Origin of the sequence: Colwellia sp. BRX10-9 (assembly GCF_014077405.1) — a bacterium.
Classification (GTDB): Bacteria; Pseudomonadota; Gammaproteobacteria; order Enterobacterales; family Alteromonadaceae; genus Colwellia_A.
On the sequence record NZ_JACGVV010000014.1, the window covers coordinates 63,527 to 89,200 of the forward strand.

A 25,674-nucleotide genomic window follows, 5' to 3' on the forward strand; every position below is an offset into this window, starting at 1 on the left:
CTAAAATCTAAACTGACTCTCTAGCTCGCTTACACCTAAGCCACTGCATTTTTTAACTTTTATTTGCACAGGAATACGTTCTTTAAGCGTATCTACATGACTTATGACACCAATCATTTTGCCACTAGCATTTAAACTGTCTAACGCATCAAGTGCCACTTCGAGTGTATCGTTATCAAGTGTGCCAAAACCTTCATCAAGAAAAAGAGAGTCGATACTGGTTTTGGCGCTGACCAAATCAGACAAAGCTAACGCCAACGCCAAACTCACTAAAAAACTCTCACCGCCAGAAAGTGTTTTGGTGTCCCGTACGCTATCTGCTTGCCATGTATCAAGGACTTCAAGGGTTAATGCCTCCGATTGTTGGCACTTAAGTTGATAACGAGCATGTAAGCGCTCGAGCTGTTGATTCGCTAAATAAACGAGATGAGCGAGCGTTAATCCTTGAGCAAACTTTCTAAATTTCGCGCCATCTGCCGAACCAATTAAGCCGTTTAAATGGGCTAAATCATCAACATCTTTTTGTAAAGCCGTTATTTTTTCAAGTAAACCTTGTTGTTGTTGGCGTTGAATGTCGTCTTGTTTTAATGTTTGCCCTAATTGTCCTAGTTGTATCTGCGCTTGTTTCAATTGCTCTTTACATGCTGCCAATTTTTCCGTGATCGCCAAGGTGCTAAAATCAGTCACACCTGCTTGTTGAATCGCAGCTTGCTCAATAGTCAATTGTTGAAGTTGTTGCTGATATTGTTCAAGTAATGTTTGTGAACGCTGTTTTTCAAGGGTAATACTGTCTGACACTTGCTGAAACACATCTTGTTTATCAGGGGGTAATAACGCATTGATAAAATCAACTTCTTGAGAAAAATCACTTTTAGATAAGGCGTTTTGCCACGCTGAAGTCAATAATTCAACTTCTTCATTAAGCTGTGTTAATTGCTGTTCAGCGCTTTTTAAAAGACCTTGTTGGTGTTGGTGCGTTTGCATGCATTGCTGAAAAGTTTGTTGTAATTTATCAAGCTCATCAGCTACCGCATTACGCTTAGTGGTGATATCCGCTCTGACTTGGCTAATGGTTTTTTCTTCAAAAAGAGTAAAGCGTTGCTGTTGAGCTTGTTTAAGTTCACTGATAACTTGCTCGTGAGTTTGACTAACTTGCGCGTGGTCGTCATTGAGGCCATTGTGGTGTATTTGTGCAACAGCCAACTGTTGCTTTAAGCCGGTAATGACCTGCAAGAACTGTTCTTGTTGTTGCAACGTCTGATGATAGTGTTTTACTTGTTCGCTTATTTCAGTAAACCAAGTAGAAAAAATTTCATTACTGGTTAGCGTTTCAGTGTTTTCGTTAAACAACGCTGCAAATGATACGCTACTTTGCTCGGTATTTACCTGCTTGGCGATGGCGGTAATATCGGCTTTAAAAGCAGTAAGCCCTTCGGCCTTAATTTTTTGCTTTTGTGTGAGAAGAACCGTTAATTGTTGCAAACTTATTTGGACATTTTCTTGATTATTTATCAGCAGTAAAGCTTGGTTTTCAAGCGTTGATATATCTTTTTCAGCAGCGACTAATTGCTGCTGGCACTGCTGTAAATGTTGTTCAGCCTTTTGAAGCCTAACGTTTGTGTTAACAAAATTTTCTAGCTTATTTTCTCGCTCGCCAATAAAAGACTCAATAAAGGCCAAGTCTGCTATTGGACAATCTAGATCGAGTGGCTGTGCTTTTGAGTGCCATTGACTGAATAAAACTTGTTGCTCTGTTAATTTTTCTTCTTGTTGTTTATCGGCAACGCCAAGTTCCGCCTTAAGCTGAGCTTGTATTTCTGCTTGAGCCTTGCCTTGCTGCTCTAATTGTTTTAATTGTTGCGTTAACTGCTCAAACCTTTGCTGGTACTCAGACGATTCCCCCTCGGCTAATGATGAATATTCGTCAATAGCCGGATGCTCATTTGAACCACATAATGGACACGCTTGCTCGGGCTGAAGATTTTTACGATGTTCATTTAACGATAAAATAGTTTTTTGTTGATCGACAATAAGCATGACATCATCACGCCTTATCTGCACTTGTCGATATTGGTTTCTTAATTCAAGTACTTGTTCAGAAACGCGTTGATATTGCTGTTTTTTTTCTGCGTTATCGGCACTAGCATTAGCGACTTCGTTTGTTAAAAAGTTAAAGCGACGAGCGCTTTCAAGGGCAGTTATTTGCTCAGCAATTTGCCCCTGTCGTTGTTGTATCTTGTTTTGTAATGCTGATCGGTCATTCATCGACACTTGCGCTAAGACGTCGGCTATTTCTTGTTGATATTGTTCAAATCGCTCAATAAGACCATCTTGCACACTTTGCTGTTTATTGATCAGATTTTGTTGGGTTTCTTGTTGAACATTTAATTGTTGACGTTGTAAATGTAAGCTTTTTTGGTCACTCAGGATTTGCTGTACTTCATCTTCAGTGAGCGATAAATATTGATACTGACTTTGCCATAATGGCAGCTTCTCGGGCAAAAGTTTCAATATCTGATTATTGCTAATAAAGCCTTCATTCTTAATAAACTGTACTTGATGTTGTTCTTGCTCGTTAGCTAACTTGTCACAATTATTTTTTGATAATTGTTGAGCACTAGCTAACTCAACTAATTTATTGGCTGATTCTTCTTTTTGTTTAACCCAATGAAATATTTTGTTATCCAGGGGGATCACTTCTTCAATGATCAAATTTTCAATGCGTTGATCGGCTAAATATTGAATGCCCTGCTCTTTCGTTAAGGCTTCATAGGCTTGCTGAGCGATAGTTGTTTGCTGTTCGATATTTTTACAACTAATTAAAAGTTCATTGTTACTGACCACTAATGATTTTTGTAATTGTATTTTTTGCTGATATTGCTCGAAAACAGGTCGCAATTTCTCAGCCAGCTTAGCTAAAGCCAATAAGCGTAAGTCATCTTCGGCGTCGCGCTCTTTTTGTGCTACACACTCAAGTTGGTTGTTAACCACATTAATACTGTTATGGTTTTCAAGCGACTTTTGTTGCCAAAGATGTGCTTTTTGCCACAAATCATGTTCAGTGGCCACTCGTTGTTCATCATCACCAAGCGTTGCAAGTTGTTGAGTCAACGAGGTTAATTCTTCTGCCGATAATATAACGGTACCTTGACTCTGTGCTTGTAATATTTTTAAGTCGTTACTGGCATTTTTATGGTTCAAATAGACTTGCTGTGAAACCTGCCCATAAATTTCAGTACCGGTTAACTCTTCTAAAAGTTCAGCTCGTTCGTTGCTGGGGGCATTTAAAAAAGCGGCAAACTGTCCCTGTGAAAGCATCATAGATTTGGTAAAACGAGAAAAGTCTAAACCGGTTAAACTGGCTATTTCATTGCGCACTTGTGATACTTTTGTTGCTATTATTTGATCATTATCTGCTGTAGACATTGAAATCTCGGCAAGTTCCGCAATCGGTTTCTGTAAATTCCCTTCGACACTATTTTTAGCGCGTCGTTGACTCCAAAAAGCTCGATAAGCTTTACCTTTTACTTCAAATTCAACTTCAGCTAAACAACTCGCCGTATGGCGGGTCATTAATTGGTTTTGCTTATCTGAAATATTTAAACGGGGTGTTTGATGGTAGAGCGCCAAGCAAATAGCATCTAATATGGTGGTTTTTCCAGCGCCTGTTGGTCCTGTAATGGCGAACAAACCACTATTGTCAAAAGGTGCTTGGCTAAAATCAATTTTCCACGCACCTTTAAGTGAGTTGATATTTTCAAATCGTAAACTTAATATTCTCACTTAATTTCACCTGCAACTTGAGATTTTTCACTGTGTTTTTCGCCTGTGATATTTTGCTGTTGCACTTGCTCTAGTGTTTGCGCAAACATTTTTTCAAGTCGATCTTTTTGGCTTATCTCTGTGTCTGTTTGCCAATTTTCTTGCCGTAATCGCGTTGAGAACACCTCGGCTAAAGATAATTCATTTAAGGTAATTTTCTTTTGGCTTTCTGGCATCGACTGCCTAGATGTTTTACTGCGTCGCACCAACAAGACCTCTACCGGTAGTTCTTTAACAAGCGCTTCAATGCGAGGGGTTAAATCTTGTAAATATTCAGCACTGTTAATCTCAATATCAAGCCAAATTTTTTGTTCTTTCTCTAATGAGGTCTTCGAACTATTGAGCTCGCTAACCAGCTTATTAATATCTTCACTGAGCTGTTCTAATTTACTTTTTACCATCAATAAAGGTTGAAAACAGGGAATATCTTGTTCAATAACCTGACTCAGTTTTGCTTGTTCAAATTCTGCGATTAAGACTTTTTTAGTTTGACTTGCTTCATCAAAGCTTAAGGCTATTGGCGATCCGCAATAACGAATATGCTCAGATTTAGCAACCCGTTGACTGCGATGGATATGGCCAAGCGCTATGTAATCGGCTTGCGGAAAAGCATTGGCAGGGAAAGCTTCCAAGGTGCCAATATAAATATCGCGCACCGACTCACTACTGGTCACACCAACGGTGGTTAGATGCCCAGTGGCAATAACCGGTAATTTTTTTTCATCATTTACTGAAGAAATAACTTCTGCTTGGGTAAATAGTGTTTGATAGTGTTCACTAATCGCTTGCTGCAATGACTGTTGTTTATCTTTAACAGATTGCCCCGCACTGCTGCTAATAATATCGCGCGGGCGGATAAAAGGAATAGCACACAATATCGCCCCTGGTTGACCTTGTTTATTGTTAAGCGTAATGACTTGCTGATTTATCTTATCGCTAACACTGGTGATCACCTGACATGATAGATGTGACAATAACTGCTTCGACTCACCAAGCATGGCAACAGAGTCATGGTTACCGGCCAGAATTATTAATTGGCAGTTTTTTTCATGCATATTAACAATAAAATCAAAATACATTTCTCGGGCATAGCTAGGTGGCGTGCCGGTATCAAAAATATCACCCGCAACAATCACTGCATCAATGTCATGTTCACTAACTTGTGTGAGTAACCAATTTAAAAAATTTTGATGCTCTGCAGCACGACTTTTACCGTAAAAATTTTGGCCTAGATGCCAGTCAGAAGTATGGAGAATACGAAATTTCATAAAGTTATCTTAAGGTTTTAAACCTAGGTGTGAGTTATTTTTCATGGGTTTTTATGGTTTTTTTCTTACCGACAAAGCGAGTATAAAGTTGCTGGTGAGCTAGCTTTGAAAAAGTATCGGTGCGTGTATCATAAGCCTTTATCCAATCGATTAGCATGGCTAAATTATCATCCTGAGCTTGCTTTGATGGATATTTATGCGCTTCCCACGGACGATTTTCAGCATGGGTAATGCATGTATTAATCGTTATATCTAAGTAGATAATTTCGTTAGCAAACGCTTTCTTGTTAACGTTGTCATGGTCTACTGCATTATTATTAATCAGTAGCTCTAGTAAGTCACTGTAGCATCCTTCTATTACCCAATTTTCATGTTGTTGAGTAAATGTGTCAATTGCAATGGCTGAATCTGACAGGCATTTTCTTTGCGGTGGAGATGTTGCCAGCCAGGCGAGCGTATCAAGATCTAAATGTGCTAAGCCTTGTTTTGCCGCTATTTTTTTAGCTAAAGTCGACTTACCTGCTGCAGCATTGCCAAAAATAAGGATTTTTTGCAAGTAGCTCACCTTTTGTCATATTATTATCAAAGGTAGTGTACCTGAACCGATGATAAAAAATTAGCGTTTTAATGCAAAAAAAACAAGTTGATAGCGTTTATCCTTACTAACAACTAGCCATGATTTAAATGCGAATAAAGCTTAAGATTATAGGCTTAGGCAATAACAAAGGTTATCTGCTTAACTTGATTCGTAGCAAACAAGTGCCTGAATAAAAAGAGCGGTACTCTCGTATCGCCCTTTATCGACTTGCTTAAATATGACTACTTAAATGACTAAAAGCGATACGAAGCATTTAAGAAAAAGCTACGTCCATATAAATCATATCCCGATGAAGTCACCATGTTGCCACGGTTCGAGCCAGCAGTTAAATCAACTAACTCTGGCGCTTTATCAAAGACATTTTTCATACCTGCTGTCACTAAAAAGTCATCACCGGTATAAGTGACTGATGTATTAACATAAACCGCACTATCGGCAGAACAAACAGGTACCGTTTGCGGCTTACCAACTAAGTCTTCATTTTTAATAAAGACATCACATTTAGCCGTATCTCTGACATCATCAGCTGATTGAGTACCCGACATATAATTTGCCATGATCATCCAGTTCCATTCATCCATTGAAAAATTCAAGGTTGACACTAAACGATGCTCTGGCGTACCAAAATCTTCTAACAAGTCCTCAGATGATTCGCCTTTGAATATAGTGACTTCTCGTTCAGTTTGTAAGGTATATTGGTTGTCCCATGTCATTCTTACATTATCAAAGTTAGTCACGAACCGTGTATTAACATCAACACCTTTCGAGGTCTCTTCACCAATATTAATAAACGAGGTATCAATTAAATTTGGAAAATTAATCACGGGTGCATTACCACTGTTTCTTGAAATACGAGGGCAAAATGAGCTTTCCATATTAGGAGAATCAAAACAACGCTTTAAAATAGTCGCCGCACTAATTGTTCGAATAGTATCTTCAACCACTAAGCTGAAGTAAGTAACCCCAAAGTTAAACTCGTAATCCCCTTCAAACACCGGTGTCCACTTAAATGTTGCCGTAATATTTTCTGATGTTTCAGGTTTTAGGTCTTTAGCATTACCGCTTGAAGAGGTTGGGATACTGGGTACGCCACTCAAACCAATTTGAGTAAAGTCAGCACCTTGAGCACTACAGTTATCTAAAATTGTTTGTGAGCGATTTTCTTTAGAGGGATCATATTGGCTATTTGTCGTTAAAGATTCAGAGACCATACAAGGATCAGCACTACCACTTACACCTCCAAATTGGTTAGCAAGAAATTGCTCTCGTAAATTTGGTGCTCGAAAAGAGGTACCATACGAGGTGCTAAATAGTAAAGTTTCAGAAGGCTTGTAGGTAACACGTGCACGATTGGTTAATTCACTGCCAAAGTTAGACTCATCGGTATAACGAAGTGCCGCTTCAACTTCAAATAAATTTGCCCAGTTTTGATCGACCGCAATCGGTAATGATATCTCCGCAAAAACATCACTCACATCACGAGAGCCAACGGTTGCTCCTTCTGTTAAAGGATTCTCTGCCGCGACTAACCCTGTTGAACCTAGCATATCACCCGCAGAATCTATGCGATCTTTTCTGTACTCAAGTCCCATGGCAACGGTTGCAGCCGCACCTTTTTCAAAGTCAAAGACGTCACCGGTAACAAAACCTGAGAGCATTGATTGCTGAACAGTTGTTGTATTAATACGCGTACCGATTAAAAAGTCTTTTTCTGCTTGTGTAGCGAATGTACCGCCACCGTAGCTGCCGCCATTAAAGATAGATTCTGCAAAAAAGTCGACAGGAACACATTCATTGGCAGTAATAAAACCAATACCAGCTGGGGCATTAATTCCACAAATAGGGTTACCGGCATTGTCTAGACGCAATGTCCCTAAACTTAATGCTAGGTTAGTTTCATTCATTACGGGTTGAGTTTGATCACCAACACCGCGGTCGTATGAAACAAACACCTCATAACTCCAGCCCTTATTAGATAGCCAGTCACTGGTAAAGTCACCACGTAAACCAGTAACAAAGCGGAAGTGATTTAATTCAACCTCTCGTTTTTGTGGTAAGTCTTCTAAAGTCATGATGTGAGAAACATCATAATCTGGAAATGGGTTTAGTGGGTTATCAACTAAATTTAATGAGCCATCGGGGTTAGTGACTAAATTACCATTAGCATCTTCATGGGGGATATTAGCAGCTATTGTTGGATAAATTTGTTCAGTAGAAGCTAAGCTGGTTAGGTTACGATGGAAATAATAACCTTCGTAAAATATTTCTTCATCACCACCAAAAAAATCAGGTGAGTAGCTACCATTTACCGCCAGAGTAAAACGAGTTACTGGTTGAATTAAATCGGCTTCCATACGGTCAACAGCATCAGAATGTGCCGGTGAGTATATACGGCGGTTAAATTGATCTGAACTGGTAATATCAATGTTAGGATCATTTGGAATGGGTAAACCAAAAGCCGAACTAAAACCCGGAATACCAACATCAGATGAGCCAGGGGTGGTAAAAAAACCAATACCTGATGGATGCGGATAGGTCATCACTGGCGCGTTTGGATCATCAGCATTGTAACCGGTAATATCTAAGATAGAATTATCCCAAAAGCGGCTTGAGCACACCGAGGTTCTTTTGCCGTTGTCGTCTTCAAATATTTTACGAATACAATCGGTACGGTCTTTTACGGCGATGCGATCGCGTTCATAATAAGATGCAGAGAGGGTGAATTTTGATTTTTTACCTTCAAAACCAGTAATAAATGAGAAATCTTTTGTAGCGCCCCCACCGTGTTGCGTATCAGAAATATTTGCTGAAACTTCAAAACCATCAAAACTTTCTTTGAGAATAATATTAATAACACCCGCAACAGCATCGGCGCCGTAGATAGATGAAGCTCCTTCGGTGATCACTTCAATACGCTGCACCATATTAACCGGGATCAAACTTAAATCAGGTTGTGATGGAGCACCTCGCACACCTGATGAGCCCAATCGTCGACCATTAATAAGAATAAGAGTTCGCTCTGGGCCTAAACCACGTAAACCAACATTAGATGAACCGACACCACCACTTGGCGGTGCCTCTGATGCATTAGAGCCACCAGAGTTAGAGTTATATGAACCATCAAATTGTTGACCATTTGCCATTGATGTATTTTGTAATAAATCAGCGACTGTTCTAACGCCAGCTTTCATTGCATCTTCAGCCGTGATGACATGGATAGGTGAAGCATTTGAAAATTCTGCTTTTTTTAAGCGTGAACCCGTAACGGAAATTCGTTCAACTTCTTTTTCTGCGCCAACTTCTTCAGCAAAAACAGGCATTGATAACATTGAAGTAGATACACCAGCAAGCAGTGCGTATTTGATAGCTTTCGCTATTGGAGATGCTTTTGTCATAATATTATCCTTTAGTTAATTATATTTATTTTTATAATTATTCAGCTAATTCCTTAACACTGATCACTCAAGTACAACTTCGTAATATCCTTAACTAAACGTAACTTAAGTTAAACTGAACAAACTAACATTAGCCTAAACGTATAGAATTCATACCAAAAATAGTAAACAAATTTAAAAGGTTTACTTTTTCTGTAAACTTTTAGCAACACATTGATAAATAAAGTCACTCTAAAAATGAGTTGTAATTTAATTGATAGCTTCACCACTGATTTATATTAAAAATTCACGGGTAAAGTTTTAATAAATAATTAAAGAAATTCTTATATCTAACTGATCTCTATCTGGTTACTTTAAGATGTTAACTTTTTATTTTTTCTCCTGATCATATTTATTGAAAACAAACTTGACTGATTATTCCCCAAGCGTTATGTATAGTTAAAACAATAAAAGAAAATAATATAATGAAAATTATCCCTTTGCTGCTTATGCCAGCTTTTTTAATCAATTGTGCTTACGCGACCTCTATTTTTAATAGCGACATTGAGAACTTAATTGCCACATTAAAGGCGCCCACCCCAGTTATTTCAGACTTGAAGCAACTAACGGATGAAATAGGCGCTCGCTTAACAGGTACTCAGGCAAATAAAAAATCGGTTAACTGGGCGCTGAAAAAATTTCATGAAGCGGGTGTTACCGCTAAAAAAGAAAGTTTTACTATGCCAAGAGCTTGGTCTGAGAAAACGATTAGCGCTAAAGTCTTTAATAGCCAAATAAATTTTTCACCTCGTATTGTTGCTATGCCTTTTACTAAAAAAACCCATTATCGAGGCCTGAGCGCTAAAATCGTCAATCTGAATAAAGGTAGCGTGGCAGATTTTGAAAAAATGAATATTGACCATTACTTAGCAGATAAGTGGTTACTTATTGAAACCGATATTTTGGATGATGAACGCGGCATCTCAGGCCTTTTTCAAGAGTATAACAATGCGGTCATCATCGAAGAACAAGCGTTAGCGGTCAAAGCCACAGGTATTATTTATATGTCTTCTCGGCCAAAAAACCTCTTGTACCGCCACTTACCTAGCTCAGGGGTTGATAATAAATTAGCCATTGTTGTTATGGAAAGGGAAAGTGCCCTTCGCACTCAACGCCTACTGAACTCAGGTGAATCACTAAAATTAACAGCGAAAATAAATATATTAGGTGAAAAGCCTTATCAAGCTAATAATGTTGTTGCTGAAATAAAAGGTGACACCTATCCCGATGAGATTGTCTTAATTGGTGCTCATATTGATTCTTTTGATTTGGGTACTGGCGCTCTTGATAATGGTGCTAATGTTAGTCTAGTGATAGATCTTGCTCGTCAAATCACTAAGCTTGCTATAACACCTAAGCGTACTATTCGCTTTGTACTATTTAACGGCGAAGAACAAGGTATGTACGGTTCTTGGGGGTACACTCAAACACATAGAGACGAGTTAGATAATCATGTCTTAGCCGCAACCATAGACATTGGCACCGGTGCTATTACTGGTTTTTTTATTAATGGTCGTGAAGAAATTAGAGCAACCATCGACAGTGTTTTGCATCCCGACGCAGAATTGGGTTCATTTAGCCAAATAATCGATCCAGTTGTTGGCACTGACAATTATGACTTTATGATGCAAGGTATCGCAAACCTTGTGGCTAACCAAGCAGACGCTAACTATGCATCTAATTATCATGCTCAATCAGACACCTTTGAAAAAGTAGACCAACAACAATTAAAATTGAACGCCGCTATTATGGGGGCAACTATTTTAGGTATTGCTAACCTTGACCAGATCCCTTGGCAACGTCAAACCTCAGAGCAAGTGGTAAAAATGGTTGAAAAATATAACCTTGAACAAGCGATGAAAACCTTTGGTTTACAACAAAGCTGGCAAGAAAACAAACGTGGTATTCAACACTAAAAGCTCGTCAACTTGTTTTAAATACTTTTCGCCGCTCGATAGCAATATCTAGCGGTTTTTTGTTGATAGAGGAAAAAAACTCATTCTACGACAGTAGAAAGCGGCTATATCGATGATATTGTCTCTTATTAAGGAAGGGGATAAATACCCATCTATTTAGTTATTAACTTGATAAACGGCCAAGTACTTTACTACAAGCTAAAACTTCTTTATCTACTCTAGCGTGCTTTAAGCGCCTTTTTCTAAAATAAAGGTCGTTTTTTTATTAATATTATCTATACTCCATCAAAATGTTATTAATGGAGTAATAATATGAAAAGAATGCCAACTGCTCTGGTAAAAACTTGGTTATTTCTGCTTAAAAGTAAAGACCCCAAACTCGCAAGACAAAAATTCATTGCTTATCAAAAAATAAAAAAATCATTCGGCAGTGCTGACCTAGCACAGTTATATCTTGAACAAGATAGAGATAATGACATCGAAGTCGTTATCATTTAAACAAAAAAAATGAGCAGGTGCTAACACCAACTCACTTTTTATCAAGCCTGATATATTTATTTGAATATTTACATTTGTTTATCAAGCCGTACAGAGCCATTTTCCAAATAAATGAGGCGGATAGCGTCATTACGTTGAAAAATCATTCTTGAGTCTAAGTATTGTATGACCATAAACTCCTTACCCTGGTCAGTTTTTATCATTAATTCAACTAAATGAAGCGTCTTACGGTGGTATTGTGGGTTTTTATTATTGGCCATAGAACCGCCTAATAAAGCACCAAGGACAGTAGCTACATCTCGGCCACTACCACTACCAAATTGATTGCCAACCGCACCACCAATAAGCGCACCACCAAAAACTTTCCAGCCTTTGTCTTTATCTTCGATAAGTTCTACTTCAGTAATATTTCTAACCGATTGTACTTTTCCAAAGAGAACTTTTTCGACAGGTACGGCTTTGCTTCTGTCATATTGCGCATTCACTATTGGACTTAATAAAATCGTTAATAGGCACAAACAAGAAAATAGCTTTGTTTTCATGATCTCCCCCTAAATATTGAATATCAGCTCTTACCAACCCACTGATGCTTTAACTTTAGTTTTGCGAATTTCAGTTTCGTCAGCCCATTCAACTAAGCCACTTTCTAAATCCATTAAACGTAGTGTAAATTTATAATAGACATCAGACTTGTCTTTGTTGGATTTTACAATACTTGATAAGTTCCCATAAAGCATATACTCAGCGCCAACTTGCTTACCAAATTGCACAGCTTTATTGGTGTCAACCATACCACTGTCTTGTTGAAATTTTATTTGTTCACGAGCCGCTTCTACTCGCGCCATATCAACAAAGCGAAACTTGCCTGAACGTAGTAACTTTGTGGAAATTGAATCAGTAATTGATTCAGTATCAATATGTTCGCTGGTTTTATTTTTTAGGCGCTCAACGAACATGATCGGACGTTTATTTTGCGTTAACGTACCTACAACTGGCGACAATAATAGCGAGTCAGTCATTTCTCCAGCAACTTTTTGTAAGTCAGTAGAGCCAAAGTTAATATCGGTCGTCTCAACCGCTGTCGCATCACCGTAGCGAACAACTGACTTTTGTGCACAACCCGCCACAAGGGTAATAGCTAAACCAACAGTAGTGGCAATCATTAATTTTTTCATAAGTACTTCCTTAATATATAACGTAATAAATTTTAATATTTAATATCTATAAGCTTTTTCTGGGATTTCTCTCACATAAACAGTGAACGAAGCAACCTGTTCATTCGGTGCGAGTCCACTTAAGCTTGTTGACTGAAAACCATGTAATTCAAGTGGCTTCCAGGGTGTTTTTCGTGATTCAATCACAAATCCTTGCGCATCAAACCAGTTAAAGTGGTATTGCAATTTTAATGACTTTTTATAGGTACTGTTAAGCTGTAGGTTTATTTCTAGTAAACCATTGGTTTTTCTTGATTTTACATCAATAATTTTTAGCTGTTGTGCTAATTTAGGGTTATGGACCTCTAAATGCTTCGAAAACTCATCACCTTGTGTCATCGCACTGGTGCCGATCCCCGAGGTTATTGGCGCAGCGCAACCCAGAAAAAATATTGAGCTGAACACGGTAATAGCTGAAATTCTTATAAAATAATGCATATTTTTATCCTTACAAATTTATAGTTTGATAACCGGTAAAGTTACCCAGAGCGGTAAAATTAATGAGCGTTGTTCTATTTTCTGCTACGTCAATGTCAACGACCTGCTTTTTACCAGCATATGAAATCATCAATTTTTTCTGACCTACCACAACATTATCCAACCTCATTATTTGCACATTATCGGGCAAACTTGACCAACTGCGAGTATCGGCTTTTTCTGAAGCAATATTATAAAGGCTGGCTAAAATATTACCGACATCGCCACCCGACTTGCTCAAATTCTGACGTATCTGCTCTTTGGCGACTAAACGTATCGCTTGTCTTGTTACCAAACCCGGCAATTTTTCTTTTAAGTCTTTGCTTGCTAAAGACTGAAGCCTGACAATTTCTTGCGAAAGGTAACTTTTTTCATCAATACTGATACTCAAAGGTATTAATGCTGGTAAGCGCCCTCGATAAACAGGTAAAGCAAAAGTGAAAAATTTAAAATCTGAGCGAGTATTAAAGACAGGTAAATTTAAACTTGCCTCTTCTTTTGCACTAACAATTCCTTGTTCAAAAATAACAACTATTTGACCTGTGTTTATTTTATTTTGCCCTTGATAGCGACCAAACCTTTGCTCAAAGCGGGCAAGTTCTTCATTCATATTTAGCTTATTAGCTAATCGCAAGACATCTTGTTGCAGAAACGTATTATTGGGATATATTTCTAGCGCTCGCTTATAGTCAATATAGGCATCATCAAACTTTTTAGCTGTTTCATACAATAAACCCGAAAGATAAAAAGTATAAGCATTTTGAAAACTGTTTTTTAGATCACCAATTAAGTTATCCATTGATGGGAAGTTCTCATATAATTTATTACTGTTGATGCCTTTTTCGGCCATTTCTTCTTCAGCTTTGTAGAGTTCAGCTTGATTAGTTTTTAATGCACGTTCTTGCACTAAATTAGCTCTGCGCACTTCAACCAAAGCGCCCTCTAAACTGCCTTGATATAAATAATTTAACGCTTGATAAGAATGCAACATACCTTGCTCGTATGAAGGTATTTCATAGCCAATGGCATTGTCATTAGTCACCACCGCACTGACTTTTTTCAAGCCACTGCTTATTTGTATTTTCGCTGCTTGCTCTTCAGCCTGAACTTGTTGGTAGGCTAATTCAAAACTTTTTTGACTCGCCATCCAATCATGAGAAAGAAACTGTAAACGGGCTTTTTCTAGTTGGCTCAAGGCATAATTATTATGCTGGCGATTAACCGAGATAACTGATGTAGTAGCAACAACGAAATCACCTCTTAACTGAGCTGAACGAGATTCTTGCATCTGTTGACTGTAACCAAAAAACAAATCACTCATGCCTATAGATGTACAGCCAACAAGCGTCGCTACTGAAAACATAAGACAAAATTTTATTAATAACTGTTTACACATAAAATTTTCAAGTAACCCTTAATGATGAAGACATTATAACACTTTAATAGCTAAACCTGCGCTTGATTTGCTAGATGTAAAATTAATACGAAACAGCCCAATAGGCAATACAATAATTGTGAGTAAATTGTAAGAATTTTGTAATGTTCTGAGAGTGTTAACCGTTAGCAAAGCTTGATTGCCCTATTATTGACATATTTGGTCAGTACTTTGCCCTAATACCGCCCCCGCTAACGCTCAATGCTTTGCTTTAATATCATCTACTACTTACACAAAAGAGCAAGTGATGTTTACTTCTAGAAAAAACCGACAATTTATAGATTACCAAGACTCATACTATTACCGACAACAGAATAAAAAACGTCGAAATAAATGGTTAAAGTTATCACTGCTAGTGTTTCTTATCCTATTGTCTTCTTTGGCTTTAGTGCGTTATGCGCAAAGTAGTGAAATGGCTTTGACTGAAAATACAGCCAATAACAATACGCTTATTTATGGTCCACAATTATTATTTGATCACCCAAATCCAGCAAAGCAAGCCAATTTACCCCTTGATATTCAGACCAATGTTGAGATTAATGGTTTAATTGCTTATGTAGAAATAAAACAAACCTTCGTTAATCCTCATGCGATTGCTTTAGAAGGAACCTATCAATTTCCCTTACCTGAAGATGCTGCAATAAAACGGTTAATGATAAAGGTTGGCGATAATGAGATAGTTGGCGAGATAATGGCAAAAAACACCGCTAAGGTTGTATATCAACAAGCGAAAAGCCAAGGCAGAAAAGCGAGCTTACTCGAGCAACAACAAGCTAATTTGTTTATCAATAAAATTGCTAATATTCCACCACAAGCAAGCGTTATTGTTACGCTAACTTTTATGATGCCAGTCTCTTTTTCACAGGGTAATTTTGATCTACGATTACCACTAGCAATGACTCAAAGGTACCAACCCAAATTATCCCAGCCATTATCTGAAAATCCACAAGTAGCAAAAGCTTCTGAGCTTACAGAGCAACGAATAGCCTACTCTGCAGATAAATTACCTGCACAGCTGCACGCATCAACCACAAAAGCGCCTAGCCACTTACCTTCAATTGCCAGCAGTCAATCATCTATTAATATTTCCTTAAATTCGGGTATTGCGATTACTGCGATTAGTAGTGCTAGTCATAAAATAGTGATGCGCGCGTTAAACTCCCATCAAAATGCTTACTTTATTACCTTAAATCAGGCCAAAGTGGTCGCTCATAAAAGTTTCGTTCTAAGCTGGCGATTATTAGCCAGTGAGCAAGCTAAAATCAGCAGTTTTACTGAACAAGTAGCAGATGAATATTATACGCTGCTGACCTTTTTCCCGCCAAAGACAGACCTTGCACAAGTGATCGCACGAGATATCATTTTTATCATTGATACCTCAGGTTCTATGCAAGGTTCGGCTATGGAACAAGCAAAAGCGAGTCTCTCGTTAGCTATATTACAACTTAACGATAAAGATAGTTTTAATATTATCGCTTTCAATGACACTACCGAATTACTCTTTTCCGGCACCAAAATGGCTGCAGGTCATCATATTAAAAAAGCGCAACAATTTATTAGTCACTTAATGGCCGATGGTGGCACTGAAATGTACCGTCCCTTGAGTAACGCTTTGATGATGAAAAAAAGTGCTGTGCAAGCAGCGCAGGCTATTCGCCAAATAGTTTTTATTACCGACGGAGCTGTCGCTAACGAATTTGAACTTATGCAACTGCTTGAAAATGCCCAAGGTGATTTTCGTTTATACACCGTTGGCATAGGCGCTGCGCCCAATGGTTACTTTATGAAGAAAGCCGCTCAATTTGGTAGGGGTCGTTATGTTTTTATTCAAAGCCAAAGTGATGTTCAACAAAAGATGAGCGACTTTATGACTAAAATAAGTCAACCCGCAATCACTAATATCGACTTAATCATCGACAGCCGAGTTCATCAACACCTCGAGGTTTATCCTAAAAGCATCCCTGATTTATATTTCGACGAGCCCTTGCAGATAGCGATAAAATCTCAGTTTCCTATCACGAGTTTGCAATTAACAGGTGATACCGTCACTGCGCCCTGGTACCAAGAATTAATTATTGATAGCGAGCAATCTTCAACCGGTATTTCATCCCTTTGGGCGCGTAGAAAAATAGAAACCTTACTCGATAGCTTAGTCAGCGGAGCAGATAAAGCTAAGGTGAAGTTTCAGGTTATTACTACCTCACTCAAGCATCAAATCATATCGCCCTACACCAGTTTTATAGCCTTAGAGAAACAGCAAAAAGACGGATTATTACTCGCTAAGAATACCGTTTTTCAAGCCCATGAAAGTTTAATGGTCGCTATGCCTAAAACAGCATTAGGGTGGAAATTACAATTTCTGCTTGGCATGGCACTCTTGTTATTGGTAACTATGAGCGAGGCTATTATATTGCGGGGTTATCAGTGTATTAAATTAAGGGGTGGTCAACCTTGAAAAAATTAATTAAAACATCCTTATTGATCATCGGTAGCTTGCTGTGTTTACAAGCCAGTTGGTTGCCTACTAAAGCTTGGTTATCTCAGCAATTAATTAATTATAGCTGGCATCAGACACTGGCTTTACAGCAAAGAATAAAACCTTGGCCATGGGCTGATACCTACCCTACTGCCGAGCTTTCATTTAAACGCTTAGCAAAGTCTTTGGTGATACTTAATGGCGGCGACCCAACCACACTCGCTTTTTCAGCCGGGGCTATTGCTCCTTTCAACCAGGTCAGCCGTGCTCAACCTTTTGTGGTTGCTGGCCATAGAGATAGCCACTTTTCATTTTTAGACGAGGTAGATATGAAGGATATTATTTCATTAACTGACCGATATGGTCAAAGCCAGCTTTATCAAGTTGAAGCGATTAACATTGTTGACGCTTCAACAGGTCAAATGCCCCTGCTAGCTGATGATTCATCATTAATATTAATCACTTGCTACCCTTTTAATAACTCGAGCAGTAATAGCAATGAAAGATATGTGATAACCGCAAAGTTACTTTAAGGGGATAAGTGGTTACGGGTCATTAAGCCAATAACCCTATTATTACGGTATTTAACCTTATAAAATCTATCAAGAAGTACCGACGGCTATTTAAAGTTTATCCCGTTAACATTAATTGCCTGAGGGGGTTGGTAAAATGATTATCTAAGCTATAGTTTAAAATATGATGGATGAAATTATAAAATTTATGAAAGGACTAAAGAAAAATTTAGCTTTTGGCTTAGTATTGTTATTGGTATTTTACTGCGGCCAAGTATCTGCAACTAAGATCAGCATTCTTACTGAACATTTGGCTCCTTTTCAAATTGTCACGACCAATGCAATAGAAGGCTTGTCAACAGAAATAGTCGAAGCGACGTTAGCACAAGCTCAGTATGAATACGCCATCAGTGCTCACCCATGGGCGTTGTCTTATAGAAGAGCACAGCATGGAAAAAACACCTGTATATATTCACTTGCTCGTATCCCAGAGCGTGAGCCTTTGTTTAAGTGGGTTGGACATATTGCTTCAAGTACCATCTCTCTTTATTCCCTTAATAATAGTCAGATAACTATCTCTGCTATAGAAGAAGCTAAAAAATATAACATTGCGGTGATACGTGATGATGTTACCCACCATTTTTTATTATCAAAAAAATTTATTGAAAACCAAAACCTTTATGTGGTTGACAATTATGATGCCTTATTAAAATTATTAGACCTATCTAGTCGCCATATTGATTTAGTTGTTCTCAATGATGATTTACTTAGAAATAGAGTAAAAGACTTGGGAGAAACAACAAAATATAAAAATGTATTTCAGTTCAAGGCGTTAACACTAAACTTTCATTTTGCTTGCAGTTTAAACACAGAGCAAGTCATTGTAGATAACCTTATTAATGCAATGATGCTACTTGAGCAACGTGGTGTATTGTTAACTATCAGGAAGAAGTGGCAAAAAAACATGGTGAGTTTAATTAATTAAATACACATTCCAGTAAAATTGGTGGTTAGCTGTGTGCTATTAACACTATTCTCGTAAAGCGTTTAATCGCAAGTTGAACAGTTATCTTTTCATAATAAGAGAGCCGTAATGAAACAACGTAATAAAAATATGCTAGTAAAATTTATTACCTTGATGACGTTAATAGGCAATGTTTTTCCACTTTCCGGGCAAACACTCCAGATTGAAACAATCAATGTCGCTCCCTTTGGCTTTATTGGGGACAATAGTAAGCCAACTGGAATGATGTTCGAAATAAGTAATAGAATTGCCGAAGTAGCAGGGCTTAACTATACCAATAAGATAATTCCTTATGCTCGTACTATTATTCACCTGAAACAAGGCAAATCAGATTTTGTGCTACGTTTCAATAATGATCAGTTGCCCGTGGTCTCCATCCCATTAGTCTCAGTGATCACTATGCCAATTATTATCCTGTCTAGGGCGGGAACTCACTATCGAAGCCTAAAAGATCTCCATGGAAAAACAGTGGGAGTGGTGCGAGGCGGTGAATTTGATGTCAATTTTGATAATGACACCGCCATTAATAAAGTTGAAGTCAATAATTACACACAAATGCTAAAACTGTTAATCAGTGGTCGAATTGACGGCTGTATTGGTACCAATGTTGGATTATATTACAACGCTAAGCAACTTGGCATAAAACCTGAGGTATTGAATTCACCATTACAACTAAGTTTCAAAGATTTTGTACTTCATTTTTCTAAAAAGAAGATAAATACCCAGACAATGAAAATATTAAAAAAATCAGTAGAAAAGCTTAAAAGTAATGGGGAGATCCAGACAATCGTCAACAAATACATCGGCGATTTCAAATAGCGGCTTTCATCAAGCCATTAATCAATTTTTGTTAATCGCTTGAAATCGAGAGCGGCGTTAAATATTGACGATATTGAATTTTTATATTTTAGAAAAAACTAATAGCCGATTATTCGCGGGCATTGGATGATCGTCAATTAACTCAAGTCCTGCTCCCGTTGCCAATAATAAGACTGCCTCAATATCTCTAATACCGCTATTCTTATCTCTTTCTTTAAGCCACACATCGAAGTCTGCGTTACTCTCACTAGAGAACTGCCCTTGATAGTTAAAAGGTCCGTATATACAAATACTTGCTGAAGATGATAAGTTTTGCGCAAGCCCCTCAAAAAACTTAACCACTAATGGCCAGCTAATGATATGCAGTGTATTAGCGGTATATACGCCATCAAGGGGGGCATTTTGATTAAGCTTAGGCCAAGTTCTATTTAAATCAACGACGACCGGCCTTTTTACATTCAACCACTTGCTTTCATCGAGCCAGGCATTAATACCCTGGTGGTTTATTAGTAAATCACTGGTTTGCCAGGTTAGATGGGGTAAATTTGGACCAAAAAAGGCCGCGTGCTGCCCTGTTCCTGAGCCGATTTCAAGGACATGCTTAGCACTTGCAAACACTTTCGTTAAAACATTCAAAATAGGTGATTTATTGTTTTCACATGCTTGGGAAAAAGGTTTATTCATTATTTTTCTTAAGTTGATTCATTGTTAGCTAACGTTTTGAAAGGTAACGCCTGCTGGCATTGCTGCTGGTACGTTAGCATATGCTGTTGCTCTTGATGACAAAAATTTTTAATTGCTGCCTTAAAAGCTGGGTGTTTTATCCAGTGGTAAGAGTAGGTTAATATTGGTTCAAAGCCCCGTTGAATTTTGTGTTCACCTTGAGTACCCGGGTTAAAAACTTGCAAGTTGTGTTCAATACAAAACTCGATACCTCGATAATAACAAAGCTCAAAATGTAAATTATTATAATGTTTAGTACAGCCCCAATATCGCCCATATAAGTGAGTATCATCATAAAAAAAGAGCGCACAGGCGATGTCTTCTTGCTGATGACTGGCGATGATCAATAAAATATTATCAGTCATACTAAGCACTATTTGCTTAAAAAAATCATAGCTCAAGTGGGGTTGATGACCCCGTTTTAAATAAGTTAATTGATAAGTTAGATAGAAAAAATCAAGTTCTTGTCGGCTAATTTCGCTATTTTTCAGTTGACGAATTTTAATCTCTTGTTGAGTAATAGACAGCCTTTCTTTGCGAGTGTTTTTTCTTTTGCGCGAAGTAAACGTACCTAGAAAGTCGTCAAAGGTTTTATAATCACGATTAAACCAGTGAAATTGCACCGTATTACGTTGATAAATATCCGCTGGTAAAACTGTTTTTATTTCATCACAGTATAATATATGCCAACTATTAATATTTTCTTGCTGGCAATGTTCAATGAGCGGTGCAAACAACTCATTTATTTGGAATTTTTCTGAAAGTAATTTATTACTGGTTACGGGGGTAAAGGGAATAGTTGCGACTAATTTAGGGTAATAATTTATCTCATTGCGTTGATAAGCCTCGGCCCAATCCCAATCAAAAACATACTCCCCCCAAGAGTGGCTTTTCAAGTACATCGGCATCACACCTGTGACATCACCGTTTGTTGATGTCACTAAATGATGAGCTTGCCAACCTTGTTTAACACTAACTGAGTCACTTTTTTCAAGCGCGCTAAAAAACTCATAAGCAAGAAAAGGGCTAGGTGAATTATTTAACGCCTGCCAATCAATAGCACTTATTTTGTCAATATGATTAAGAAAATTAATATTTATATTTATATCAGCATTCAATCGCGTTTTACTCAACAGCCAATGGCTGTTTATCTAGCAATAGTGACTTAATTTTACTGTCAAAATAGCATTATTAAAGGATGTTGCGTCAATGATAGCGCTATTTTTTCTCGAAATGTATCACTAAGCCATATTTTTAAGTTATCAGGGGTGGCAAAATAAAAAATAGCCAACAATAAAAAGAGTTCTAATACTAAGTAACGCAAGCTGATATTTCGCTGAAATATAGAGAGTATCTAGTACTAGAATTTATTTAACAGCACTTATACAATACATCTTTATAGTAAATAAAGGTGAATTTCCGGTGTCTGAGAAAGTGATTAACTTCGAGTTTGAAAAGCACAATAAAAACAGTGTTCGATATAAAGAAGTACCTGAGAATGGAATGCCCCCCGTTTTAGGGTCTATCTATGTGCAAAAATGGTTTGCCGGTGACAATAAAAACATTGAAATAACCATTAAAACAAAAGATTAAACAACTAAAGTCCGCTCCCTACTCTATCGCGCATATAGGCGGTGCTGTATTAAGGCAACGTGCAGTTGAGGTTGAGGTTGAGGTTGAGGTTTAAAATATTTAAGATGAGAAGTACCAGCAACGGCCATGATCAATCCTGAAGTATTGACCTTATCAGCTTAAAGAAAAAAAGGTTGAGAAGACTGTTTAAGTGTACCTAAGATGCGCAGTTTTGTGCCATGGTACAGTGACATCAGATTCCGATATTATCACTGACAAGGTATTGAACAACAAAAAGAATTAGCCAGTTTTTCAGCATGAATTTGAACGGTTTAACTTTTATTGACAAAGTAAAGTCGACAACAGACTTTGTCAGTGAAAATAAATGGTATAAACAGATAATTGGTGAAAACGTTAAGAACTAATCATGTTCTTTACTGGCTTTAAGTTGACTATCAATAGTTGCTAGATAAATAAAAATAAAGCTTTATACTGCCTATAATGATGAAATTTATAAAAATAATACCTTTACTTTTCCTTTACTCATTAAGTGCATTAGCACAATCGAGCGCAAAGCCAGATTTGGCGTTATTGGAAAAGGGCAACATAATTCTAACCGTAGCTACGGAAAATATTGGTTACTACCCATTTTACTATCCAGAAAATGGTGAAATAAAAGGTTTTTCGGTTGAGGTTCTTAATTATATTGAAGCGCATTCAAACTATGATTTTGAGTTTATTATTCTCCCTTGGCCAAGGGCCGTTCACTTGGTTGCAGAAGGCAGGATCGATTTAATACTGACCTTATTTAAAACACCGAAGCGCGAACAAATGTATCATTTTATTGAGCCTTCTTATGCTAATGAAATTAATCAATTATTCACTTTAAAAGATAATAATTTTGAGTTTGATGGAAAATTAAAACAACTAACATCCTACTCTGTCGGCACTATTAGAGAATATTCCTACGGCGAATATTTTGATGGTGCCAGCTACCTAAATAAATTGCCCGCATTAACAGAAGAAGTACTTTTAAAACTGTTGCTCGGCAAACAAATAGACATGTTAATCAGTAACCCATTAGTGTTTAATCAATTAATTTTAAAAGAAAAGGTTGGCGCCCATGTTAAGGCTATAGAGCCACATATATCAATGACTCCTGTCTATATGGCGCTAACCAAGAAGAGAAAAGACTCGCTAGCAATAAATACCACACTTGGGCAACTCACTGAGCAGTTAAAAGCGTCTCCTTACTATCAAGAATTACTCAAAAAATATCAGTTGAATTTTAAATAATGGAGTTAAATTAAAGACACTAAGGGGTTAGCTTACTAACACCATTATTTTTCAGCAGACTAAGCTGATATTATGGGTTTATAATTTGCTATTACTTAGTTAAAAATCCCACTATCATTCAATGATAGTCTCAATCATAATTACGGAGTCTACAATGTCTACAGATACCTATGTACCACCAAAGATATGGGAATGGAATAAAGAGTCTGGTGGTAAATTTGCCAGTATTAATCGCCCTATTGCAGGAGAAACGCATCAAGGCGACTTGCCCGTAGGTAAGCACCCTTTCCAGCTATACTCGCTGGCTACCCCTAACGGTGTCAAAATTACCATTTTATTAGAAGAGCTATTAGCGTTAAATATAGCTGAAGCCGAATACGATGCGCACTTGATTGATATAATGGCCGGTGATCAATTTAGCTCAGGCTTTGTTGATATCAATCCCAACTCTAAAATACCGGCTTTAGTTGATAATAGTGGCGATAATAAACTGCCCATTTTTGAATCTGGCGCGATACTTCTGCATTTGGCTGAAAAGTTTGCTGCCTTCATACCCAAAGAGCCGTTACTTAAAGCACAATGCTTATCATGGCTATTTTGGCAAGTGGGTAGTGGCCCTTATTTAGGCGGTGGGTTTGGTCATTTTTTTGCTTACGCACCCGAAAAATTTGAATATCCAATAGAACGTTTTACTATGGAAGTTAAACGACAACTCGATGTACTCGACCGTCATTTAGCCAATAATAAATATATGTGTGGCGAGCAATACACTATTGCAGATATCGCTATATGGCCATGGTATGGAGCATTAGTACAAAATAAAGTCTATGAAGCTGCAGAGTTTTTACAAACGCAATCCTATACAAACTTATTGCGATGGACCGAAGAAGTTGGCAATCGAGCAGCTGTTAAGCGTGGTTTAATGGTCAATCGTACTTGGGGAGAGTTAGAAGAACAATTACATGAACGCCATGATGCCAGTGATTTTGAACTTAAAACTCAAGACAAGCTAGTCGATTCTCAATAATCAACTCGGGTCTTTAGCCTGATAGTTGTGCTGCCAAAATTTTTACCCGCAGGCTCATTGACTAATGAGCCATGACCCCCTTTGGCGGTTACAGGGGAAAAAATGTTAAAAGACAAAAACATCATGACTCACTGCTTATTCCTTAGCAGGAGTCTTGATTTATTATCGGATTTATTTAATGTAGATTCGAATATACTAGGTGTTTAATTCGTATTTATCGAAGTATTAAGGCTAACTTATACGCTGAATTTAGCCTTAATAACTTATACTAACAAGTAGATAAACCGCATAAGAAAACGTTAAATTTAACATTAAAATTAATGTTTTCATTGGGGTAAACGGACACTGCAACTCAAAATTATATGTAAGAAGTCAATAAATTATGATTCTGGCTTAATTATCTCGTTAGCCTGCGTACTTTTCTTTTTTATTAACCAGTACGTTACTCCAAGAGAAATAGTCACCAAAGCAAGACCAACAATTTGATCTGCAGAAACAAGTTTAAGATCTAACACAATAACTTTACGGGCAACTGCCATCAATGCTGTGGCAACAACCAATTCTACCGGGATAACGTTTGAGCCAAGGTACAAACGAATATTGATAAAGATTTCAACCGCGATTAACACCACCATAAAAGCGCCAAAAGTTTGTAAAATATCATCAATATCTAAAAGAAAATAAGGCGGCATCGATAGTTTCAAATAGAGTACATAAACCACATCAGCGATACTCCAATAGATCACTAATACCATTAACAAGGCCAGTATTCTTATCGCAAATCGAATCGAGCGATGCAGTACCTTTAACAATGGATCTGAATGATTTTCAGGTAATTCTTCGTGTCTCATGGATCTTCCTATATGAAAAGCAGGGTAAATATATCGATATATCTATGTTCATAAAGCCATAACGTTATGATCATAGAAAATATCAATATTGAAAATACGGCTCGAAACTAGCAAATATTCGCTATCATAGCCCGCCCAAGGTCAATATAAGCGTTAACATCTTCATTCATCCCCTTGGTTTTAATATGATCAGCAAAACCAAGTCGCGCCGTCATAGCTAGCCAAAATATGGCACTAATTAAGCCAGCAATACGCCACAAATTAGTCTTAGCCCACTTAAGCGCCAACGTAATAGAGAGGACATAGATAACAAAACCCGCAAGTTTAGATGATGCCCAACCATTAACGAAAGGATACAAATTAAGCGGGTTAACGATCACCAAATAAATAAAAGTAACAGCAAATAACGTATATAAAATATGTGGTCCAATTTTTAACAGTTTGTTGTTAGCTTTTTCAGACCCTTTCATCATTAACACAAAGTTAATGAGAAAAAGAACAAAAGTAAGTGTAATTATGGTTATGTGTAGATGCTTAATTATCATGTACATGTGGTTGTTCCCTAAAAATTCATTATTTATTTAATACTTAGGCTGTCAGTATATCGTTTATTTACCTAAGCAACTGCTATCTTTTATATTATTTTAATAAGTTCAGCCAAGATAAGCTGAGCATATTCATTGCACAAGTTTCTCTGTTGATAAGTTTTTGT

At 37.5% G+C, this 25,674-nt stretch carries 21 protein-coding genes; 9 read left to right on the plus strand and 12 right to left on the minus strand.

Features of this window, described 5'->3' with window-relative positions:
* The 4 genes from H4J69_RS20365 to H4J69_RS10195 all read right to left on the minus strand — a co-directional run bounded on the left by H4J69_RS20365 (position 1) and on the right by H4J69_RS10195 (position 9,083).
* Positions 1-3,783, minus strand: a complete 3,783-nt coding sequence (locus tag H4J69_RS20365; protein WP_182244443.1) for an AAA family ATPase — start codon at positions 3,781-3,783, stop codon at positions 1-3.
* Positions 3,780-5,090 (minus strand): exonuclease subunit SbcD, encoded by a 1,311-nt coding sequence (gene sbcD / locus H4J69_RS10185; RefSeq protein WP_182244442.1) that lies wholly within the window; start codon positions 5,088-5,090, stop codon positions 3,780-3,782. The genes H4J69_RS20365 and sbcD overlap by 4 nt, the downstream gene beginning before the upstream one ends.
* A 34-nt stretch (positions 5,091-5,124) precedes the next feature.
* Positions 5,125-5,646 (minus strand): shikimate kinase, encoded by a 522-nt coding sequence (locus H4J69_RS10190; protein ID WP_182214319.1) that lies wholly within the window; start codon positions 5,644-5,646, stop codon positions 5,125-5,127.
* A gap of 275 nt (positions 5,647-5,921) precedes the next feature.
* Positions 5,922-9,083 (minus strand): TonB-dependent receptor domain-containing protein, encoded by a 3,162-nt coding sequence (locus H4J69_RS10195; RefSeq protein ID WP_182214317.1) that lies wholly within the window; start codon positions 9,081-9,083, stop codon positions 5,922-5,924.
* 464 nt (positions 9,084-9,547) lie between these two features.
* Here H4J69_RS10195 and H4J69_RS10200 point away from each other — a divergent pair, with 464 nt between their 5' ends.
* Positions 9,548-11,038 carry a M28 family peptidase gene (locus tag H4J69_RS10200; RefSeq protein WP_182214315.1) on the plus strand — a complete coding sequence of 497 codons (1,491 nt, stop codon included), beginning with the start codon at positions 9,548-9,550 and terminating at the stop codon, positions 11,036-11,038.
* 312 nt (positions 11,039-11,350) lie between these two features.
* On the plus strand, positions 11,351-11,536 hold the full coding sequence (locus tag H4J69_RS10205; RefSeq protein WP_182214313.1) for a hypothetical protein: 186 nt from the start codon (positions 11,351-11,353) through the stop codon (positions 11,534-11,536).
* A gap of 68 nt (positions 11,537-11,604) precedes the next feature.
* Here H4J69_RS10205 and H4J69_RS10210 read toward each other — a convergent pair whose 3' ends face one another.
* Genes H4J69_RS10210 through H4J69_RS10225 form a run of 4 tightly spaced genes read right to left on the minus strand, consistent with a single transcriptional unit; the run spans position 11,605 to position 14,590 of the window.
* Positions 11,605-12,078 carry a glycine zipper 2TM domain-containing protein gene (locus H4J69_RS10210; RefSeq protein ID WP_182244441.1) on the minus strand — a complete coding sequence of 158 codons (474 nt, stop codon included), beginning with the start codon at positions 12,076-12,078 and terminating at the stop codon, positions 11,605-11,607.
* 30 nt (positions 12,079-12,108) lie between these two features.
* On the minus strand, positions 12,109-12,711 hold the full coding sequence (gene lpoB, locus H4J69_RS10215; RefSeq protein ID WP_070376678.1) for a penicillin-binding protein activator LpoB: 603 nt from the start codon (positions 12,709-12,711) through the stop codon (positions 12,109-12,111).
* A gap of 39 nt (positions 12,712-12,750) precedes the next feature.
* A complete protein-coding gene (locus H4J69_RS10220) occupies positions 12,751-13,188 on the minus strand; it encodes a YcfL family protein (protein ID WP_182203657.1) in 438 nt (145 codons plus the stop codon).
* 10 nt (positions 13,189-13,198) lie between these two features.
* On the minus strand, positions 13,199-14,590 hold the full coding sequence (locus tag H4J69_RS10225; RefSeq protein ID WP_220467869.1) for a COG3014 family protein: 1,392 nt from the start codon (positions 14,588-14,590) through the stop codon (positions 13,199-13,201).
* Positions 14,591-14,909: 319 nt separating this feature from the next.
* Here H4J69_RS10225 and H4J69_RS10230 point away from each other — a divergent pair, with 319 nt between their 5' ends.
* The 4 genes from H4J69_RS10230 (at position 14,910) to H4J69_RS10245 (ending at position 19,493) form a co-directional block, all read left to right on the plus strand.
* On the plus strand, positions 14,910-17,117 hold the full coding sequence (locus H4J69_RS10230; RefSeq protein ID WP_182244440.1) for a marine proteobacterial sortase target protein: 2,208 nt from the start codon (positions 14,910-14,912) through the stop codon (positions 17,115-17,117).
* Complete coding sequence (locus tag H4J69_RS10235; RefSeq protein ID WP_182244439.1) at positions 17,114-17,671, plus strand: class GN sortase; 558 nt, start codon at positions 17,114-17,116, stop codon at positions 17,669-17,671. The genes H4J69_RS10230 and H4J69_RS10235 overlap by 4 nt, the downstream gene beginning before the upstream one ends.
* 163 nt (positions 17,672-17,834) lie before the next feature.
* Entirely contained in the window at positions 17,835-18,635 is an 801-nt protein-coding gene (locus H4J69_RS10240; RefSeq protein ID WP_182244438.1) for an ABC transporter substrate-binding protein, read from the plus strand.
* Positions 18,636-18,743: 108 nt separating this feature from the next.
* Positions 18,744-19,493, plus strand: coding sequence for an ABC transporter substrate-binding protein (locus H4J69_RS10245; RefSeq protein WP_182214303.1), 750 nt, complete (start codon positions 18,744-18,746; stop codon positions 19,491-19,493).
* A gap of 81 nt (positions 19,494-19,574) precedes the next feature.
* On the opposite strand, the gene H4J69_RS10250 is transcribed toward H4J69_RS10245, so the two are convergent.
* Together H4J69_RS10250 and H4J69_RS10255 are read right to left on the minus strand one after the other, a co-directional pair.
* Positions 19,575-20,177 carry a DUF938 domain-containing protein gene (locus H4J69_RS10250; protein WP_182244437.1) on the minus strand — a complete coding sequence of 201 codons (603 nt, stop codon included), beginning with the start codon at positions 20,175-20,177 and terminating at the stop codon, positions 19,575-19,577.
* 8 nt (positions 20,178-20,185) lie between these two features.
* A complete protein-coding gene (locus H4J69_RS10255) occupies positions 20,186-21,334 on the minus strand; it encodes a GNAT family N-acetyltransferase (protein ID WP_182244436.1) in 1,149 nt (382 codons plus the stop codon).
* Positions 21,335-21,638: 304 nt separating this feature from the next.
* Here H4J69_RS10255 and H4J69_RS10260 point away from each other — a divergent pair, with 304 nt between their 5' ends.
* The 3 genes from H4J69_RS10260 (at position 21,639) to yghU (ending at position 24,111) form a co-directional block, all read left to right on the plus strand.
* A complete protein-coding gene (locus H4J69_RS10260; protein ID WP_182244435.1) occupies positions 21,639-21,809 on the plus strand; it encodes a hypothetical protein in 171 nt (56 codons plus the stop codon).
* 480 nt (positions 21,810-22,289) lie between these two features.
* A complete protein-coding gene (locus H4J69_RS10265; RefSeq protein WP_182244434.1) occupies positions 22,290-23,084 on the plus strand; it encodes an ABC transporter substrate-binding protein in 795 nt (264 codons plus the stop codon).
* A gap of 154 nt (positions 23,085-23,238) precedes the next feature.
* On the plus strand, positions 23,239-24,111 hold the full coding sequence (gene yghU / locus H4J69_RS10270; protein ID WP_182230393.1) for a glutathione-dependent disulfide-bond oxidoreductase: 873 nt from the start codon (positions 23,239-23,241) through the stop codon (positions 24,109-24,111).
* A 380-nt stretch (positions 24,112-24,491) separates the two neighbouring features.
* On the opposite strand, the gene H4J69_RS10275 is transcribed toward yghU, so the two are convergent.
* Positions 24,492-24,962 (minus strand): phosphate-starvation-inducible PsiE family protein, encoded by a 471-nt coding sequence (locus H4J69_RS10275; protein WP_182170271.1) that lies wholly within the window; start codon positions 24,960-24,962, stop codon positions 24,492-24,494.
* A gap of 107 nt (positions 24,963-25,069) precedes the next feature.
* Complete coding sequence (locus H4J69_RS10280) at positions 25,070-25,513, minus strand: SirB2 family protein (RefSeq protein WP_182214292.1); 444 nt, start codon at positions 25,511-25,513, stop codon at positions 25,070-25,072.
* Positions 25,514-25,674: the final 161 nt, after the last annotated feature.

Coding starts and splice junctions, on each gene's coding strand:
- H4J69_RS10225 (WP_220467869.1), bottom strand. CDS start 14,590: ATGTTTTCAGTAGCGACGCTTGTTGGCTGTACATCTATAGGCATGAGT.
- H4J69_RS10250 (WP_182244437.1), bottom strand. CDS start 20,177: ATGAATAAACCTTTTTCCCAAGCATGTGAAAACAATAAATCACCTATT.
- H4J69_RS10205 (WP_182214313.1), top strand. CDS start 11,351: ATGAAAAGAATGCCAACTGCTCTGGTAAAAACTTGGTTATTTCTGCTT.
- H4J69_RS10230 (WP_182244440.1), top strand. CDS start 14,910: ATGTTTACTTCTAGAAAAAACCGACAATTTATAGATTACCAAGACTCA.
- sbcD (WP_182244442.1), bottom strand. CDS start 5,090: ATGAAATTTCGTATTCTCCATACTTCTGACTGGCATCTAGGCCAAAAT.
- H4J69_RS10195 (WP_182214317.1), bottom strand. CDS start 9,083: ATGACAAAAGCATCTCCAATAGCGAAAGCTATCAAATACGCACTGCTT.
- H4J69_RS10240 (WP_182244438.1), top strand. CDS start 17,835: ATGATGGATGAAATTATAAAATTTATGAAAGGACTAAAGAAAAATTTA.
- H4J69_RS10200 (WP_182214315.1), top strand. CDS start 9,548: ATGAAAATTATCCCTTTGCTGCTTATGCCAGCTTTTTTAATCAATTGT.
- lpoB (WP_070376678.1), bottom strand. CDS start 12,711: ATGAAAAAATTAATGATTGCCACTACTGTTGGTTTAGCTATTACCCTT.
- H4J69_RS10275 (WP_182170271.1), bottom strand. CDS start 24,962: ATGAGACACGAAGAATTACCTGAAAATCATTCAGATCCATTGTTAAAG.
- H4J69_RS10210 (WP_182244441.1), bottom strand. CDS start 12,078: ATGAAAACAAAGCTATTTTCTTGTTTGTGCCTATTAACGATTTTATTA.
- H4J69_RS10280 (WP_182214292.1), bottom strand. CDS start 25,513: ATGTACATGATAATTAAGCATCTACACATAACCATAATTACACTTACT.
- yghU (WP_182230393.1), top strand. CDS start 23,239: ATGTCTACAGATACCTATGTACCACCAAAGATATGGGAATGGAATAAA.
- H4J69_RS10220 (WP_182203657.1), bottom strand. CDS start 13,188: ATGCATTATTTTATAAGAATTTCAGCTATTACCGTGTTCAGCTCAATA.
- H4J69_RS10245 (WP_182214303.1), top strand. CDS start 18,744: ATGAAACAACGTAATAAAAATATGCTAGTAAAATTTATTACCTTGATG.
- H4J69_RS10265 (WP_182244434.1), top strand. CDS start 22,290: ATGATGAAATTTATAAAAATAATACCTTTACTTTTCCTTTACTCATTA.